Origin of the sequence: Streptomyces sp. NPDC016459 (genome assembly GCF_040632845.1) — a bacterium.
Taxonomy (GTDB): Bacteria; Actinomycetota; Actinomycetes; order Streptomycetales; family Streptomycetaceae; genus Streptomyces.
Genome location: NZ_JBEYCR010000001.1, coordinates 792,343 through 807,751 on the forward strand (window position 1 = coordinate 792,343; position 15,409 = coordinate 807,751).

The following is a 15,409-nucleotide window of genomic DNA, read 5'->3' on the forward strand; positions in this document are numbered from 1 at the left end:
GCCGCAGCTGGGCGCAGTCGGGCGTGTCAGACGGTCGCGCGCACCGCGCGGTTCGCGCTCCAGCCCTCCCAGGCCGAGCTGATCATGGAGCGGACGTCGTGCCGCGCCTTCCAGCCCAGCTCCGACTCGATGCGCTTCGCCGACGCCACCACACGGGCCGGGTCGCCCGGGCGGCGCGGGGTGACCAGCGGCTCGACGCTGTGACCGGTGACCTCGTTGATGAGGTTCACCATCTCGCGCACCGACACGCCCTCGCCGCGCCCGATGTTCAGGGTCAGCGTGGCCGTCTCGCCGGCCTCGCCCGCCGCGGCGAGCGCGCGGGCGGCGGCCAGGTGCGCGTCCGCGATGTCGGCGACGTGGATGTAGTCGCGGATGCAGGTGCCGTCCGGCGTCGGGTAGTCGTCACCGAAGATGCGGGGGGACTCGCCGGCGTCGAGGCGCTCGAAGACCATCGGCACCAGGTTGAAGACGCCGGTGTCGGCGAGCTCCGGGGCCGCGGCGCCCGCCACGTTGAAGTACCGCAGGCAGGCCGTGGACAGGCCGTGGGCCTGGCCGACGGCACGCGCCATCCACTCGCCGACCAGCTTGGTCTCGCCGTACGGGCTGAGGGGCAGGCACTCGGTGTCCTCGGTGACGAGGTCCACGTCGGGCATGCCGTAGACGGAGGCGGACGAGGAGAAGAGGAAGCTCTTCACGCCCGCGGAGGCGGCCGCGTCGAGGATGGTCTGCAGACCCGTCACGTTCTCGTGGTAGTAGAACAGCGGCTTCTCGACGGACTCGCCGACCTGCTTCTTGCCGGCCAGGTGGACGATGCCCGTGATCCGGTGCTCGCGCAGCACCCGGTCGAGGAACTCGCGGTCGAGGACCGTGCCCTGCTCCAGGACGATGCCCTCGGGGAGGCGCGCCGGGTTGCCGGTGCTGAGGTCGTCGACCACGACGACGTGCTCGCCGCCCTCGGTCATTGCTTTGACGACGTGGGAACCGATGTAACCGGCGCCGCCGGTGATGAGCCAGGTCATTCCGACAGTGTAATCACAGCGTCCCGGGGCCCCCGGCGTGTCCGGACGTGGCTCCGGACACGCGGAAGCCCCGCCCCCGCAGGTGCGGGGACGGGGCTTCCGGACGCGAGCGGTGATCCGGACGAGGAGACCTGGGCCTGTCCGGAAAGACCCGCCCGGCTCTCCTTCTCCCGGACAGCCCTAGCGCTCGATCTCCGCGAACGCCGCGTCCCACTGGTCGAGGACGTGCGGCAGCGCCAGGTGCGCGACGTGCTCCCGCCCCGCCCTGCCGTACCGCCGGCGCATCGCGCCGTCGTCCATCAGCTCCCCGAGCGCGGCGGCGAGCGCCGGCACGTCGGCCGGCGGGACCAGGGTGCCCGAGACGCCGTCGGCGACGAGTTCCCGGACACCGCCCGAGACGTCGAAGCTCACGCACGGCACACCGCAGGCGGCGGCCTCGGCCAGCGCCATCGGGCGGCCCTCGCGCTCACTGCTGATCGCGACGACGGACAGCTCGCGGTAGGCCGCGGCCATGTCCTGGGCCGTGCCGCGGAAGACGACCTGGTCGGCGACGCCCAGGTCCTCGGCGCGCATCCGGAGCTCACCCTCCAGCGGGCCCTCACCGAAGAGGTGCAGCTCCCAGCCGTCGCGGCCCTTGTGCGCCTCCGCGAAGGCCTCGATCATCCGGTCGTACCGCTTGATCGGGTCGAGCCGGCCGACGGCGCCGATCTTGCGGGTGTCGAGCGGGGCCAGCTCGTCGGGGAAGAACGGCAGCGGGTTCGGCATGACCCGCACGTTCGGCACGCGCTGGTTGACGAACTCGACCGCGTCGCCCTCGGAGAGCACCATGGTCTGTTCGAGCCTCGGGTAGTGACGGCGGATCAGGCCCAGGTTGGCGCTCCGCTTCGCCTGCGCGAAGGACTCGTGGTACTGCCCGATGCCCTTGAGGTGACCCCACTTCAGCGGCATGACCCAGTCCACCGCCCACGGCGAACCGAAGACGATGTAGCCGTCCTCGACCGCGGCGAGCTTCCGCTCGAACTCCGCCCGCGCGTTGTCACGGTCGGACCGGGCCCGCCGCGCGTCGGCGCGCCGGGCCAGGCTGATCCGGTCACCGACCGTGCGCACGGGCGGCTTGGGCTCGGACGGCGCCGGGTAGAGCGTCGAGTGGCCGTACGCGCGCGTGGCGTTGTACGGGAACGGCTCCGGGCTCGGCCGGATGCCGATCAGCTCGACGCGGTGACCACGCTCCCCCATGCCCTGGGCGAGGGTGTGCAGCACCCGCTGGGATCCGCCCATCGAGTCGACGTCGATGCCGACGAAGAACACGTTGCGGACAGGGGATGCCTCACTCATGGGTGCCGCCTTCGAAAAAAGCATCGACCACCATCTTGCTGGCGTGGCCGGTCTCGTACGAGCAGAACATTTCCTGGAAGCGCGCGTACCGCTGGGCGTGGCGCTCCTGGGTGCCCTCCAGGTCCCGCACGACGGCGGCGAGGTCCTCGGTGGTCGTCACCATCGGCCCCGGCGCGATGTCCTCGAGGTCGTAGTACGTGCCGCGGTCGCCGCCCTTGTACGCCTCGTAGTCGTCCGTGTAGAGGACGATCGGACGGCCGGTGTTGGCGTAGTCGAACATCAGCGACGAGTAGTCCGTGAGGACCGCGTCCGAGGCCAGCATCACGTCGTTGATGTCGGCGAAGGAGGAGCCGTCGCGCAGGAAGTGACCCAGCTCCGGAGCGATCTTGAACCGGTCGTACGGGTGGGTCCGCACGACGATGATCCACTCGTCGGACAGGTGCGGGGCCAGCGCCTCGAAGTCCACGCGGACCGACTGGCCGGTGCGGCGGGCCGCGTCACGGAAGGTCGGCGCGTAGAGCAGCACCTTCTTGTCGGCCGGGATGTTCAGGGCCTCGCGGACCCCGGCGGCCCTGGCCTGCTGCTCGGGCTCGGCCCAGCGCACCAGCACGTCGTTGCGCGGGTAGCCGGAGCGGATCAGGTCGGCGGACACCTCGAAGGCCGGGACGAAGGTCCGCTCGAACTCGGCGCTCGGGCAGACGAGCGCGTCCCAGCGGCCCACGGCGGCGCGGAAGCGCCCCTTCTCGATGTCCGAGGCGCCCCGGAGCGACGGCACGTCGAAGCCCATCGCCTTGAAGGTCTGCCCGTGCCAGGTCTGGAGGTACCGGGTGCCCTTCGGCTTCGGGTACAGGTACGGCAGGTTGTGCGAGTCGACCCAGTAGGTGGCGCGGGCCAGCGCACGTCCGTACGCGAAGCTTCCGCGCCGGACGAGGGTGACGTCCTTCGGGAAGGACGAGCGGTCGCCGGAGTACGACCAGACCACGTCGATCGGAAGGTTCCGGCGCTTGAGCTCCTCGTAGATGTAGCGCGGGCTGTCGGCGTAACCGCGACCCTCCATCGCCTCGAACACGGCGAGGCTGCGCTTGCGCGGGAGCTTGGACACGGCGTCGTACGCGGTGGCCTTGCCCTCGTTGCCGACGAGGATCTTCCTGACCTTGCCGACCTTGCCCTTGGCCTTGCGGGCGTAGGGGCCGAGCGGTTCGAGGGACTTCAGGACACCGGACCGCTGCCAGGTCACCTCAAGGCGTCCGGCACCCTTCTGCTCCGCCCTGATGCGGAGGTGGTGGATGCCGAACTTGTGGTACGTGACGGTGGCGCGGAAGTCGGGCTGGTCGTGCTGGGCCAGCAGGATGTCCGTACGCCGGGCACCGTCGCGCTCCAGGGCGACCACCGGGTGGCGGCGGGTCGCCACGCCGACCTTGCCGACGGGCACCTTGCGCAGGTCGAGCGCGGCCTTGGAGACGTACTGCCCGTCGCCCTCCGGGTGGAGGGTCAGGGGCACGGTGAGCGGCGTCTTGTGCGCGGCCAGCTTCACCGAGGCCTGGGTGCCCTCGGTGATCAGACCGGCCGGGTCGTACGTGTGGATCTCCAGGTGCAGGACCGGGCCCCGCATCGTCACGGAGGTCAGCTCGTGCCGGATGCGGCCGGTGGCGAGCACCTGCTCGCGCATGTACCACTCGCTGATGTCGAGTGCGGCGCGGCTCGTGTCGTCGGTGGGGGCGACGGCGCCCCAGTAGGTGGCCTCGCCCTCCTCCGTAGCGAAGCGCGGGGCGAGCTGCGGCCGGCCCAGCTGGCGGGCGGCGACCTGGAGGTCGTCGAGGCGGCCGGTGCGCAGCAGGTGGATGCAGATGCGCTCCTCGCGGGAGAGCCGGGCGTAGGTCTCGTCGGAGATCTCGTCCAGGTACGGGTTGACCACGTCGGCGAACTCGGCGACCCAGTCGGCGTCACGGAACGGCAGGTCGCCCAGGTACAGCCGGAAGTCGTGGCGGAGGAACTTGTAGTCCTTCTCCGCGCGCAGCTCCCCCCTGCCGTTCTCCTCGAACCAGGTGTCGATGAGCCGGGCCACGCCGATGCGGTCCGCGACGTTCTGAATCTTGTGCCGGCTGGACGAGATGGAGACGCTCTCGGGCGCCAGACGCCAGGTGTAGACCGACCACGGGACGACGGCGAAGGTCTCCGCGAGCGAGAACGCCTGCGCGGAGAACAGCTGGTCCTCGTAGTGGATGCCCTCGGGGAAGGTGAGCGCGTTGTCCCGGATGAAGGAGGTCCGGTAGAGCTTGTTCGTCGACAGGTGGTCGAAGAAGTACTCGGGGCGCTCGGCGATGCCGTTCACGACCCGCTTCTCGGTGAAGAGGTGCGGGTACCAGAGGCCGGTGGTGTTCGACTCCTCGAAGAGGCGGGTCACCTCTCCGGTGACGAAGTCGACCCCGGTCTCCTCGGCGACGAGGAGCAGGCTCTTGCAGGCGTGACGGGGAAGCTCGTCGTCGCTGTCCAGGAACATGATGTGCGGGGCGCGGGCCACCGCGATGCCGCGGTTACGGGGCGCGCTGCAGCCGCCACTGTTCTGTTCGAGCCGCACGTAGCGCACGCGCGGGTCGGAAGCCTCCAGAGAACGCGCGACGCGCTCGGTGCCATCGGTCGAACAGTCGTCGGCGATGATCACTTCGAGGTTGTTCAGGGTCTGGTCGAGAATCGACCGAACCGCTCGGGGGAGCCGTTCCTCATCGTTGTAGACGATGACGACGACGCTCACATCAGGGACGTCGCTAGTCGGCATCCAAGTCCTCTCACACGTGCACGCGGCGACGTCCGGTGCATGTCCCGGTCTGCCACGGAGCTGCCCACGCCACGAACATGGCGCGCTTTTGATTCAGGGGTGCGGGGTCGCGCTCACACTTGTTCGATGAACGCCCCCCAGCGACCGGCAAGACTACCCGGCGGGAAGAATTGTTCCATAACCCATCTCCCGCGCATCGGGTGATGTTCACCGCATCGCCAGCAGCCTCCTGAATCGCCCCGACACGACCCGGCGGGCACCGGACGCACCCCCCGCGAGCCGGACGATCAACCCCCGCCGCGCCGAGGCCACCACCTGGACGAGCAGCACCCGGCCCAGCCTCCCGAGGACCATGCCACGTCGGCCCACGAACCCCTCCGGGGCCCTGACCTCGGCGTCTCCGGTCGAGCCGTCCGCGTACCGCAGCTCGGCACGGAGCGACCACGCGGCGAGCCGGCCGGCCCGCAGCAGCTTCGCGGTGGGCAGCGACACGCCGGCGGTCCAGCCCTCCGCAGCGGGGAGCAGCGGCGCGTCGGCCGTCAGCTCGGTCGCCGAGACCCGCTCGGTGAACACGACGCGCACGGCGACAGGACCGAGCGCGGCGACACGCCCGTACAGATCGTGGACGGTCAGGGTGAGCCGGGTCGACGCGTCGACGGCCACGGAACCGTCCACGGCGACGGGAAGCTCGGCCGGCCCGAGCTCGCCGAGACCCTCCAGGGGTACGTCGGCGGGGGCGGCGGCCAGGACCGGCGTGTCGTCCTCGGCGCGCGGGTACGGCGGGACGAGCCGGGGGCGGGGGGCGGCCAGCTCGACGAACCGGGTCAGCTCCCCTCCTTCGGGTACGGCGGTGAGCGCGGTGAGCGCGGCGTGCAGCCACCGGGACGGCGCCTGGGCGCCGGCGACCGCGGCTGCCTCGAAACCGGCCAGGTGGGCGCGGGTCACCGTCCACCAGTCGGCCCGGTAGGCGGCGGTCCGCTGCGGCAGTTCGCGCAGGTACATGGGGAGGTCGTAGTCGAGGAACTTGGTCTGCGCGGCCCGGGCGAGCGCGGGCCGCCCCGCCGTGCGGAACACGTCGACGACGGCGGCGTGCGCGGCGATCCGGTGCTCCCAGTTGGCCAGGGAGGCACGGCGCAGCGAGATCGAGAGGGTGGCGGCCTGCCGCCGCACGTGCCACACGTACACGGGCACGTCGGTGACGGCGAGCCGGGGGCCGGCGGCCTGGACCCGGGCGCTGAAGACGAAGTCCTCGTAGTGGAAGGCGCCGTCGGGGAAGCGGATGGCGTGCCGGTCGAGGAAGTCGCGGCGGTAGAGCTTGTTGACGGAGAGGGTGTCGAGGACGAACTCCGGGTGTTCCTCGATGCCCTCCAGCACCGTGCCGGGCAGCGTGGCGCCCTGGGACACGTCGTACAGCGACGGCGCCCAGACGGTCTCCCGGCCCTCGGGGAGCTCGCGCCGCACGCAGATCCCGGCGACGACGTCGGCGCGCCGCTCGGTGGCGACGGCGAGCAACTCGTCGACGGCGCCGGGCAGCAGCAGGTCGTCGCTGTCGAGGAACAGGACGTACGGGTGGACGGCGGCGTCGACGCCGTCGTTACGGGGGGTGCCGCAGCCGCCGCTGTTCTCCCGGCGGATCACCGGCCGCACCCGTGGTTCGCCGGCGAACCCGGCGAGCACCCCGGGGGTCGCGTCCCCGGAGGCGTCGTCGACGACGACGACCTCACCGACCGCGTCGCCCTGGGCGAGAGCGGAACGGACGGCGTCGCCGACGTGCGCCGCGTCGTTGTACGCGATGACGACGACACTGACGCGCGCGGGGGCCTGCGGCCGGGGGGTCTCACTCACCCGTGAATCCTACGTGGCCCCCGTACGGCCTCCGGGTGACGGCAGCCCGCACGGCCACCGGCCGGGCACCCGAAGGTGCCCGGCCGGCAGAGGACGGGGAAACCGGGCGGCATCCGCGGACACCGACCGGCCCGCCCGCTAGAACGGGTCGAACTCGTCGAACTCCCGCTGCACGTCGTCCCGCTCCGCGTCGCGGTCGCGGCGACGCTGCGCCGCCGGACGCGGGGCCTCGAGGCGGTGGTCCTCACCGCGGCGGCCGAGCATCTCGGCGCCGGCCATCATCGAGGGCTCCCAGTCGAAGACGACCGCGTTCTCCTCGGAGCCGATGGCGACGCCGTCACCCGCGCGGGCACCGGCCTTCATCAGCTTGTCCTCGACGCCGAGGCGGTTGAGGCGGTCGGCCAGGTAGCCCACGGCCTCGTCGTTGCTGAAGTCGGTCTGGCGGACCCAGCGCTCCGGCTTCTCGCCGCGCACCCGGTACACCTCGTCGGCCTCGTCGTACGTGACCGTGAAGCCCGCGTCGTCGACGGCCTTCGGGCGGATGACGATACGGGTCGCCTCCTCCTGCGGCTTGGCCGCGCGCGCCTCGGCGACGATGCCGGCGAGCGCGAAGGAGAGCTCCTTGAGGCCGAGACGGGCCACGGCGGAGACCTCGAACACCTGGTAGCCGCGCGCCTCCAGGTCCGGGCGGATCATGTCCGCGAGGTCCTGGCCGTCCGGGATGTCGACCTTGTTGAGGACGACGATGCGGGGCCGGTCCTCCAGACCGCCGTACTGCCGGAGCTCCTCCTCGATGGTGTCGAGGTCGGTGACCGGGTCGCGGTCGGACTCCAGCGTCGCCGTGTCCAGGACGTGCACCAGGACCGAGCAGCGCTCCACGTGCCGCAGGAACTCCAGGCCCAGGCCGCGGCCCTGGCTGGCGCCCGGGATCAGACCCGGCACGTCGGCGATCGTGTACACGGTCGAACCGGCCGTGACGACGCCCAGGTTCGGCACGAGGGTGGTGAAGGGGTAGTCCGCGATCTTCGGCTTGGCGGCCGAGAGGACCGAGATGAGCGAGGACTTGCCGGCGCTCGGGTAGCCGACGAGCGCCACGTCGGCGACGGTCTTCAGCTCCAGGACGATGTCCCGCGACTCGCCGGGCTCGCCGAGGAGCGCGAAGCCGGGGGCCTTGCGGCGCGCCGAGGACAGCGCGGCGTTGCCGAGGCCGCCGCGGCCGCCCTGGCCCGCGACGAAGGTGGTGCCCTGGCCGACCAGGTCGGCGAGCACGTTGCCCTGCTTGTCGAGGACGACGGTGCCGTCGGGCACGGCCAGGACCAGGTCCTGACCGTCCTTGCCGGAGCGGTTGTCACCGGCGCCGGGCTGACCGTTGGTCGCCTTGCGGTGGGGCGAGTGGTGGTATTCGAGGAGCGTGGTGACCGCCTGGTCGACGACCAGGGTCACATCGCCGCCACGGCCGCCGTTGCCGCCGTCGGGTCCGCCGAGGGGCTTGAACTTCTCCCGGTGAACGGAGGCGCAGCCGTGGCCCCCGTTACCCGCGGCGACATGCAGCTCGACGCGGTCCACGAAGGTGGTCATGGTTCTGTGCCTCCAGTTACTTCTGGGTGGAATGTCTATCTAGTAACACGCGAAAGGCGGACCCGCTTCCCCTACGGGAAGTGAGGTCCGCCTCCGCAAAGATCCGATCAGGCGACCGGAACGATGTTCACGACCTTGCGGCCACGGTGGGTGCCGAACTGCACCGAACCGGCCTGCAGGGCGAACAGCGTGTCGTCGCCGCCACGGCCGACGCCGGAGCCCGGGTGGAAGTGGGTGCCACGCTGGCGGATCAGGATCTCACCCGCGTTGACGACCTGACCGCCGAAGCGCTTCACGCCGAGCCGCTGGGCATTCGAGTCGCGCCCGTTCCGGGTGGACGATGCGCCCTTCTTGTGTGCCATGTCTCAGTCCCTCTTACTTCGCAGCCGCGGGGATACCGGTGACCTTGATCGCCGTGTACTGCTGGCGGTGACCCTGGCGACGGCGGTAGCCGGTCTTGTTCTTGTAGCGCAGGATGTCGATCTTGGCGCCCTTGTGGTGGTCCACGACCTCGGCCGTGACCTTGATGCCGGCCAGGACCCACGGGTCGCTGGTCACGGCCTCGCCGTCGACAACGAGCAGGGTCGAGAGCTCGACCGTGTCGCCAACCTTGGCAGTGGAAATCTTGTCAACCTCAACGATGTCGCCGACAGCAACCTTGTGCTGGCGACCACCGCTGCGCACGATGGCGTACACGCGGATCTCTCTCTCACTCGGGATCGAAACCTCTGAAGCCAGCCGCTCACACGAACCCGAGGGCCCGCGGCGTTCCGGAATCGGACGAGCGGCCTCTCCCGACGAGCGGGAGGGAGTTGCTCAGAGGCGCGGCGTGTCGATCGACACGCCGACGGTCTAGGTTACGGGCGGCTGCCTCGGAGGGTCAAATTCGCCCGTGTGGTGCGGGCCGCCTCCGTCTCCCGGAGGCGGCCCGTACCCGCCGGTCAGTCCTGGGAAGGGGCGGCGGTCTTCTCCGCCGCCTTCTTCGCCGGGGCCTTCTTGGCGGTGGTGGTCTTCTTCGCCGCGGTCTTCTTGGTCGCCGCCGTCTTCTTGGTGGCGGCCTTCTTGGCCGTGGTCTTCTTCGCCGCGGACTTGCGCGCCGCCGTCTTCTTGGCGGGCGCGGCCTCGGCGTCGGCGGACGCCTCGACGTCGGCCCGGGCGTCGGCCTCGACCGCCGCTTCGGAAGCCTCTGCCGGGGCCGTGGTCACCACGACGACGGCGGCGGCGTCCTCGGCGCCCGAGGGCGAACCGGCGGGCGCGGTGGCCTTACGGACCACCCGGCGGCGGGCACGCGGCGGGGCGGCCACGGGGGCCTCCTCGACGACGGGCTCGACGACCGGCTCCGGCTCCGGGGCGGCCTCGACGACCGGCTCGGGGACCGCGGCCTCGACGACCGGCTCGACGACGATCGGCTCGGCGGCCGGCTCCGTGGTCGAGACGACCGGGGAGGTCGCCCGGCGCGTGGCACGGCGACGGCCGCGGGGGGCCGGGGCAGCGGTCTCCTCGACCACCGGCTCGGGCGCCACGACGGGCTCCGGCTCCACGGCCGGCTGCTCCACCACCGGCTCCGGCGCCGCGACCGGCTCGGCCGCCGCGACGGGCTGCGGCTTCGCCTCGTACTCGACCGTCTCGGTCTCCACGACCGGCCGGGGGGCGACCGGCGCGGACACCCGGCGGGTGGCACGACGGCGGCCACGACCGCGCGTGGCGGCGGCCTCCGCCTCGGCGACGGAGCCGTACAGCTCCTCGTCGGGGGCGATCGGCTCGGGCAGGGCCACCGGGGCGGCCAGCTCGGCCGCGACCTCGGCCTCGGTCTCGACGAGGGCCTCGACGTCGGTCTCCGTGGCCTCGGCGTGCTCGTGCTCGTGCTCGTGGCCGTGCTCGGCGCCGCCGCGGCCGCGCTTCTTCGAACGCTTGCCGCCGCCACCGCCACCGGCGGTGGTCGGCTGCTCCATGTGCACGATGACACCGCGGCCGTTGCAGTGGACACAGGTCTCGGAGAAGGACTCCAGCAGGCCCTGGCCGACCCGCTTGCGGGTCATCTGGACCAGGCCCAGCGAGGTGACCTCGGCCACCTGGTGCTTGGTCCGGTCACGGCCCAGGCACTCCAGGAGGCGGCGCAGCACCAGATCGCGGTTGGACTCGAGGACCATGTCGATGAAGTCGATGACGACGATGCCGCCGAGGTCGCGCAGCCGCAGCTGGCGGACGATCTCCTCGGCCGCTTCGAGGTTGTTCCTCGTCACGGTCTCCTCGAGGTTGCCGCCCTGGCCGGTGAACTTGCCGGTGTTGACGTCGACGACGATCATCGCCTCGGTCTTGTCGATCACCAGCGAGCCGCCGCTCGGCAGCCAGACCTTGCGGTCCAGCGCCTTCATGAGCTGCTCGTCGATCCGGTAGGTCGCGAAGACGTCGACCTCGCTCGTCCACCTGGACAGGCGGTCGGTCAGGTCGGGGGCGACGTGGTGGACGTACCCGTGGATGGTCTCCCAGGCGTCGTCACCGCTGACGATGACCTTCGAGAAGTCCTCGTTGAAGATGTCGCGGACGACCCGGACGGTCATGTCCGGCTCGCCGTAGAGCAGCGTCGGCGCGTTGCCGCTCTTCGCCTTCTTCTGGATGTCCTCCCACTGCGCCTGCAGTCGCTCGACGTCACGGCGCAGCTCGTCCTCGCTCGCGCCCTCGGCGGCGGTGCGCACGATGACGCCCGCGTCCTCGGGGACGATCTTCTTGAGGATGGTCTTGAGGCGGGAGCGCTCGGTGTCCGGGAGCTTGCGGCTGATACCGGTCATCGAGCCCTCGGGCACGTACACGAGGTAGCGACCGGGCAGCGAGACCTGGCTGGTCAGCCGGGCGCCCTTGTGGCCGATCGGGTCCTTCGTCACCTGGACGAGGACCGGCTGGCCGGACTTGAGGGCGGTCTCGATGCGGCGCGGGCCGTGGCCCATGCCGAGCGCCTCGAAGTTGACCTCGCCGGCGTACAGGACGGCGTTGCGGCCCTTGCCGATGTCGACGAAGGCGGCCTCCATCGACGGCAGCACGTTCTGGACCTTGCCCAGGTAGACGTTGCCGACGTACGAGGTGGCCTGCTCCTTGTTGACGTAGTGCTCGACGAGCACGTTGTCTTCCAGGACGCCGATCTGGGTGCGCTCGCCGTTCTGGCGGACGACCATCACGCGCTCGACGGCCTCGCGGCGGGCGAGGAACTCGGCCTCGGTGATGATCGGGACGCGGCGGCGGCCCTGCTCGCGGCCCTCGCGGCGGCGCTGCTTCTTGGCCTCCAGGCGGGTCGAGCCCTTGATGGACTGGACCTCGTCGGCGCCGGTGCCGGGCTCGGCCTTCTCTCGGGCCGGGCGGGGCTCGCGGACCTTGACGACCGTACGGACGCCCTCCTCGTCGGCGCCCTCGACGTCGGCGGCGGCGTCCCCGCTGCGACGGCGGCGGCGACGGCGACGGCGGGAGCTGCTGGAACCGCCACCGAAGGCCTCGGCCTCGTCCGGCTCCTCGTCGCCGTCCTCGGACTCGTCGGACTCGTCGGCCTCGTCGGAGCGCGGCTCGTCGCCCTCCTCGGTCTCCTCGGTCTCGGCGAGCTCACCGCGACGGCGGCGACGGCCGCCCCGGCGGCGACGACGGGACGGACGGTCCTCGTACTCGTCGGTGTCGTCGGCCTCCTCGACCTCGTCGATCTCGTCCGCCACGGCCTCGACCTCGGGCTCGTCGGCCACGGTGGCCGGGACGGGCTCGACGGCGACGGGCTCGCCACGGCGGCGACGGCGACGACGGGAGCCCGACTCGGCGCGCTCGGCGGGCTCAGGGGCCTCCACGGCCTCGGCCTCGACGGTCTCGACCGTCTCGTCGGCCTCGGTCAGCTCGTCGTCCTCGGGCTCCACCACGCCGGCGGCGGCGGCCGCCGCGGCGGTCTCCGGGGTCTGGAACATGGGCTCGGTGAAGACCGGGGCCTGGAAGACGGCGACGGAGGGGCGCGCGGCACGGCGCGGCTCGCGGGCCGGAGTCGGCTCGGCGGTGAACTGCGGGGAGGCGGCGCGACGGCGGCCGCGGCCACGGGTGGCGGCCGTCTCGGCGGCGGTGACCTCGGCCTCGTCGGCGGCGATCTGCGCGACGGCGGCCGGGGGAAGCGACTCGCCGGTGGCGGTCTCGGCGCCCGCCTCGGGCGAGGTCGCCGCCTCGGGGGAGGCGGTCGCCTCGGTGCTCGCCTCGGGCGACGTGGTCTTGCGGGTGGCACGGCGACGGGTGCGCGGGGCGGGCGCGGCGGACTCCTCCGCGACCTCCGCGACCTCGACGGCCTCCACGACCGGCTGCGCGGCGGGGGCCTCGGCCGGGGTCTCCTCGACGGCGGCGGGCGCGCCGGCCGGAGCGGTGGCCTTACGGGTGGCCCGACGGCGGGCACGGGCCGGCGGGGCGGCCTCGGGGGCCTCCTCGTCCGCGACGGCCTGGGGGGCCACGGCCTGCGCGGGCTCCTCCACGGCGGCCGGAGCGGCCGTGGCGGTCACCGGCGAGGTGGCCTTGCGGGTGGCGCGGCGGCGCGGGCGGGCAGGGGCGGCCTCGGGGGCCTCCTCCGCGACCTCGGCCACGGCTGGGGTCTCCACGACCGGTTCCGGGGTCTCCGCGGCGGGCGCGGTGGCTTCTGCGGCGGGCGCGGTGGCCTTGCGGGTGGCGCGGCGGCGGGTGCGCGGCGCGGGTGCGCCCTCGGCCTCCGCGGCCGGGGCGGCCTCCGCGGCGGGGCTCTCGACCGCCGGGGTCTCGGCGGTCTCGGCGGGGCCTGCGGTCTCGCCCGTCACCGGCGGACCGGCGGGGCGGGAAGCGGCGCGGCGCCTGCGGCGCGGCGGCAGCTTGTCACCGGGGGCGTTGGTGTCTTCGTTGGACTCGAGCATGCGGGGTTCTCCCGTCACGCTCCCGGGCGCCGCGCCTGGTTCCGGTCCGGCGGCACGGTCGCGCCTGTGGCGCGGTGCCGCCGTCCGGGGCGCGGGCGCCGCACGGGAGCTCTATGTCTGGCTCGCCGGTTCCGTACGCCCTGTGCGGACGGCCTGGCGAAAGTCTTCTGGTCAGTGCGCGGCCCGACCCAGGTGGCTCCCGAGTACCAGGGCTGCGCTACGACGACCGCTCCCTACGCGATGCCGGTACCCGGCGCCGTCGCAGAGGCGGTCGCGGCGGCCGTGGTAGATGCGGCCGTGACTGCCTCGCGGTCGGGCGCGAGCGGGTCGGTCACCGTGCCGGACTCCTCGTCGAAGAGCCCCTGCGCCAGCCTGGTCACCGCAGCGGGGACCGGCGGCGCCAGGTCGGCCACGGCTCGGAGACCGGACAGGACGTCGTCGGGTCGCACGGCAGGTGTCACGTGCCGAACAACCAGCCGCAGTATCGCACAGGCGCTGTCCAGCGTCCTATCACCCTGGGGATCACCCGGGGGGCGGGTCGCCCTCAGCTCGGTGACCGCGGAACGCGCGTCGAAGGTACGGACGCCGTTCTTGGTCTTGCGCTGTACTTCCACGGTCTCGGCCGCGAGAAACGCCTCGACGGCCTTCTGGGCGTCCTCGAAGGTGACGCCTTCGAGTCGCAGCTCCCACACGGAGGCGGTGAGCCGGTCGGCGAGGCCCGAGGTCCGGGCCTCGACGGCGTCGGTGATGTCGAGGCCGGCCGGGAGGGACTCGTCGAGCAGGACCCGCAGGTGCTCCGGGTCGCGCGTCGCGGTGAGGGCGATCTCCAGGTATTCGGCCTCGGAGCCCGTACCCGTCGGGGCGGCGTTGGCGTACGACACCTTGGGGTGCGGGGTGAATCCGGCCGAGTACGCCATGGGCACCTCGGCACGGCGCAGGGCACGCTCGAAGGCGCGCTGGAAGTCACGGTGGCTGGTGAACCGGAGGCGGCCGCGCTTGGTGTAGCGCAGTCGGATGCGCTGCACCGCCGGTGCGGGCGGCGGGCCTTCGGGCTGTCGCTTGCCCAGTGGTTCTTCTCCTCGGTGCGGGGCGGCGCGGGTGGCGCCGTCCACAAGATGTCCAGGTCGCCCTGGGGGTCCCGCCCGGTTCACCCCCGCTTTCGCGGGGAGATCTCGGGGGCGGGCGCCACTCCGGGGACGTTCGTTGTACTACCCAGAGTACGCGCCCGAGCCACCTCCGGTTCCCCGAGGTCAGCGGGACGCCCCGCCGAAGAGGGCGACGCGCACCTCCCGGGCCGCGTCGCGGACGGCGCGCCCGGCGGCGGCGAGGGGCCGCCACACCCAGGTGCGCAGCCAGTGGCCGAGGGGCGTGAGGATCACCCGGTACACCCAGGCGAGGGGACGGCCGATCGCGTGCCACAGGAGCCAGCCGATCGCCAGGCCGACGGCCCGGGTGATCCGTCCGGCGATCCGCCAGGCCCAGGCCAGGGCCGCGCCGACCGCTCGGCCGAGGGGGGCGAGGACGTGCCGCCAGAGCCAGCTGAGCGGGGTGACGAGCAGCAGGTCGACGACCCACCACAGGGCTTCGAGGACGGGGAGGAGGACCCAGCGCCAGAGCCACCGCAGGGGGGTGACGACCAGGAGGGCGGTCAGCCACCGGAGGGCCCTGCCGAGGGGGGCGAAAACCCACTCCCACAGCCACCGCAGCGGGATGACGAGCAGGTACTCGATCAGCCGGCCGAGGACTCGGCCGATCGGGGCGAGCACCCAGCGCCACAGTTGCCTCAGGCAGAAGACCAGGGCGTCCCAGACGAGCCGGACCGGCAGAACGACCACGAGGGCGATCACGCGTGCCACTCCGGTGAGGCAGCCCCCGGGCTGTTGCTGGGGCCCCGACCTGCGAATCTCCGTGTTCATGCAGGGAATGACGCGACGGCCCGGCCGGAAGTTTCCCCTCGGCCGGGCCGT

Annotated in this window: 10 protein-coding genes; all 10 read right to left on the bottom strand. The window is 72.5% G+C overall.

Annotated features, from left to right (window positions below; translation table 11 throughout):
* Positions 1-26: 26 nt before the first annotated feature.
* The 10 genes from galE to ABZ567_RS03690 all read right to left on the bottom strand — a co-directional run bounded on the left by galE (position 27) and on the right by ABZ567_RS03690 (position 15,358).
* Positions 27-1,019 carry a UDP-glucose 4-epimerase GalE gene (galE, locus tag ABZ567_RS03645; protein WP_360784242.1) on the bottom strand — a complete coding sequence of 331 codons (993 nt, stop codon included), beginning with the start codon at positions 1,017-1,019 and terminating at the stop codon, positions 27-29.
* 180 nt (positions 1,020-1,199) lie between these two features.
* Complete coding sequence (locus ABZ567_RS03650; protein ID WP_360784246.1) at positions 1,200-2,354, bottom strand: glycosyltransferase; 1,155 nt, start codon at positions 2,352-2,354, stop codon at positions 1,200-1,202.
* Positions 2,347-5,130 (bottom strand): CDP-glycerol glycerophosphotransferase family protein, encoded by a 2,784-nt coding sequence (locus ABZ567_RS03655; RefSeq protein ID WP_360784249.1) that lies wholly within the window; start codon positions 5,128-5,130, stop codon positions 2,347-2,349. Before ABZ567_RS03655 ends, ABZ567_RS03650 begins: the two co-directional genes overlap by 8 nt.
* A 207-nt stretch (positions 5,131-5,337) precedes the next feature.
* Positions 5,338-6,975, bottom strand: coding sequence for a glycosyltransferase (locus tag ABZ567_RS03660; RefSeq protein ID WP_360784251.1), 1,638 nt, complete (start codon positions 6,973-6,975; stop codon positions 5,338-5,340).
* Between the two features lie 138 nt (positions 6,976-7,113).
* On the bottom strand, positions 7,114-8,553 hold the full coding sequence (gene obgE, locus ABZ567_RS03665) for a GTPase ObgE (RefSeq protein WP_360784254.1): 1,440 nt from the start codon (positions 8,551-8,553) through the stop codon (positions 7,114-7,116).
* A gap of 107 nt (positions 8,554-8,660) precedes the next feature.
* Positions 8,661-8,915, bottom strand: coding sequence for a 50S ribosomal protein L27 (gene rpmA / locus ABZ567_RS03670; RefSeq protein ID WP_030317577.1), 255 nt, complete (start codon positions 8,913-8,915; stop codon positions 8,661-8,663).
* A gap of 13 nt (positions 8,916-8,928) precedes the next feature.
* The gene (gene rplU / locus ABZ567_RS03675) at positions 8,929-9,249 is read right to left on the bottom strand and encodes a 50S ribosomal protein L21 (protein WP_030013082.1); all 321 of its coding nucleotides are present in this window, start codon (positions 9,247-9,249) and stop codon (positions 8,929-8,931) included.
* A 245-nt stretch (positions 9,250-9,494) separates the two neighbouring features.
* Positions 9,495-13,442 (bottom strand): Rne/Rng family ribonuclease, encoded by a 3,948-nt coding sequence (locus ABZ567_RS03680; protein WP_360784258.1) that lies wholly within the window; start codon positions 13,440-13,442, stop codon positions 9,495-9,497.
* Positions 13,443-13,675: 233 nt separating this feature from the next.
* On the bottom strand, positions 13,676-14,467 hold the full coding sequence (locus tag ABZ567_RS03685; RefSeq protein WP_360785029.1) for a TIGR03936 family radical SAM-associated protein: 792 nt from the start codon (positions 14,465-14,467) through the stop codon (positions 13,676-13,678).
* 225 nt (positions 14,468-14,692) lie between these two features.
* The gene (locus tag ABZ567_RS03690) at positions 14,693-15,358 is read right to left on the bottom strand and encodes a hypothetical protein (RefSeq protein WP_360784261.1); all 666 of its coding nucleotides are present in this window, start codon (positions 15,356-15,358) and stop codon (positions 14,693-14,695) included.
* Positions 15,359-15,409: the final 51 nt, after the last annotated feature.

Coding starts and splice junctions, on each gene's coding strand:
- galE (WP_360784242.1), bottom strand. CDS start 1,019: ATGACCTGGCTCATCACCGGCGGCGCCGGTTACATCGGTTCCCACGTC.
- ABZ567_RS03650 (WP_360784246.1), bottom strand. CDS start 2,354: ATGAGTGAGGCATCCCCTGTCCGCAACGTGTTCTTCGTCGGCATCGAC.
- ABZ567_RS03655 (WP_360784249.1), bottom strand. CDS start 5,130: ATGCCGACTAGCGACGTCCCTGATGTGAGCGTCGTCGTCATCGTCTAC.
- obgE (WP_360784254.1), bottom strand. CDS start 8,553: ATGACCACCTTCGTGGACCGCGTCGAGCTGCATGTCGCCGCGGGTAAC.
- rpmA (WP_030317577.1), bottom strand. CDS start 8,915: ATGGCACACAAGAAGGGCGCATCGTCCACCCGGAACGGGCGCGACTCG.
- ABZ567_RS03680 (WP_360784258.1), bottom strand. CDS start 13,442: ATGCTCGAGTCCAACGAAGACACCAACGCCCCCGGTGACAAGCTGCCG.
- ABZ567_RS03690 (WP_360784261.1), bottom strand. CDS start 15,358: ATGAACACGGAGATTCGCAGGTCGGGGCCCCAGCAACAGCCCGGGGGC.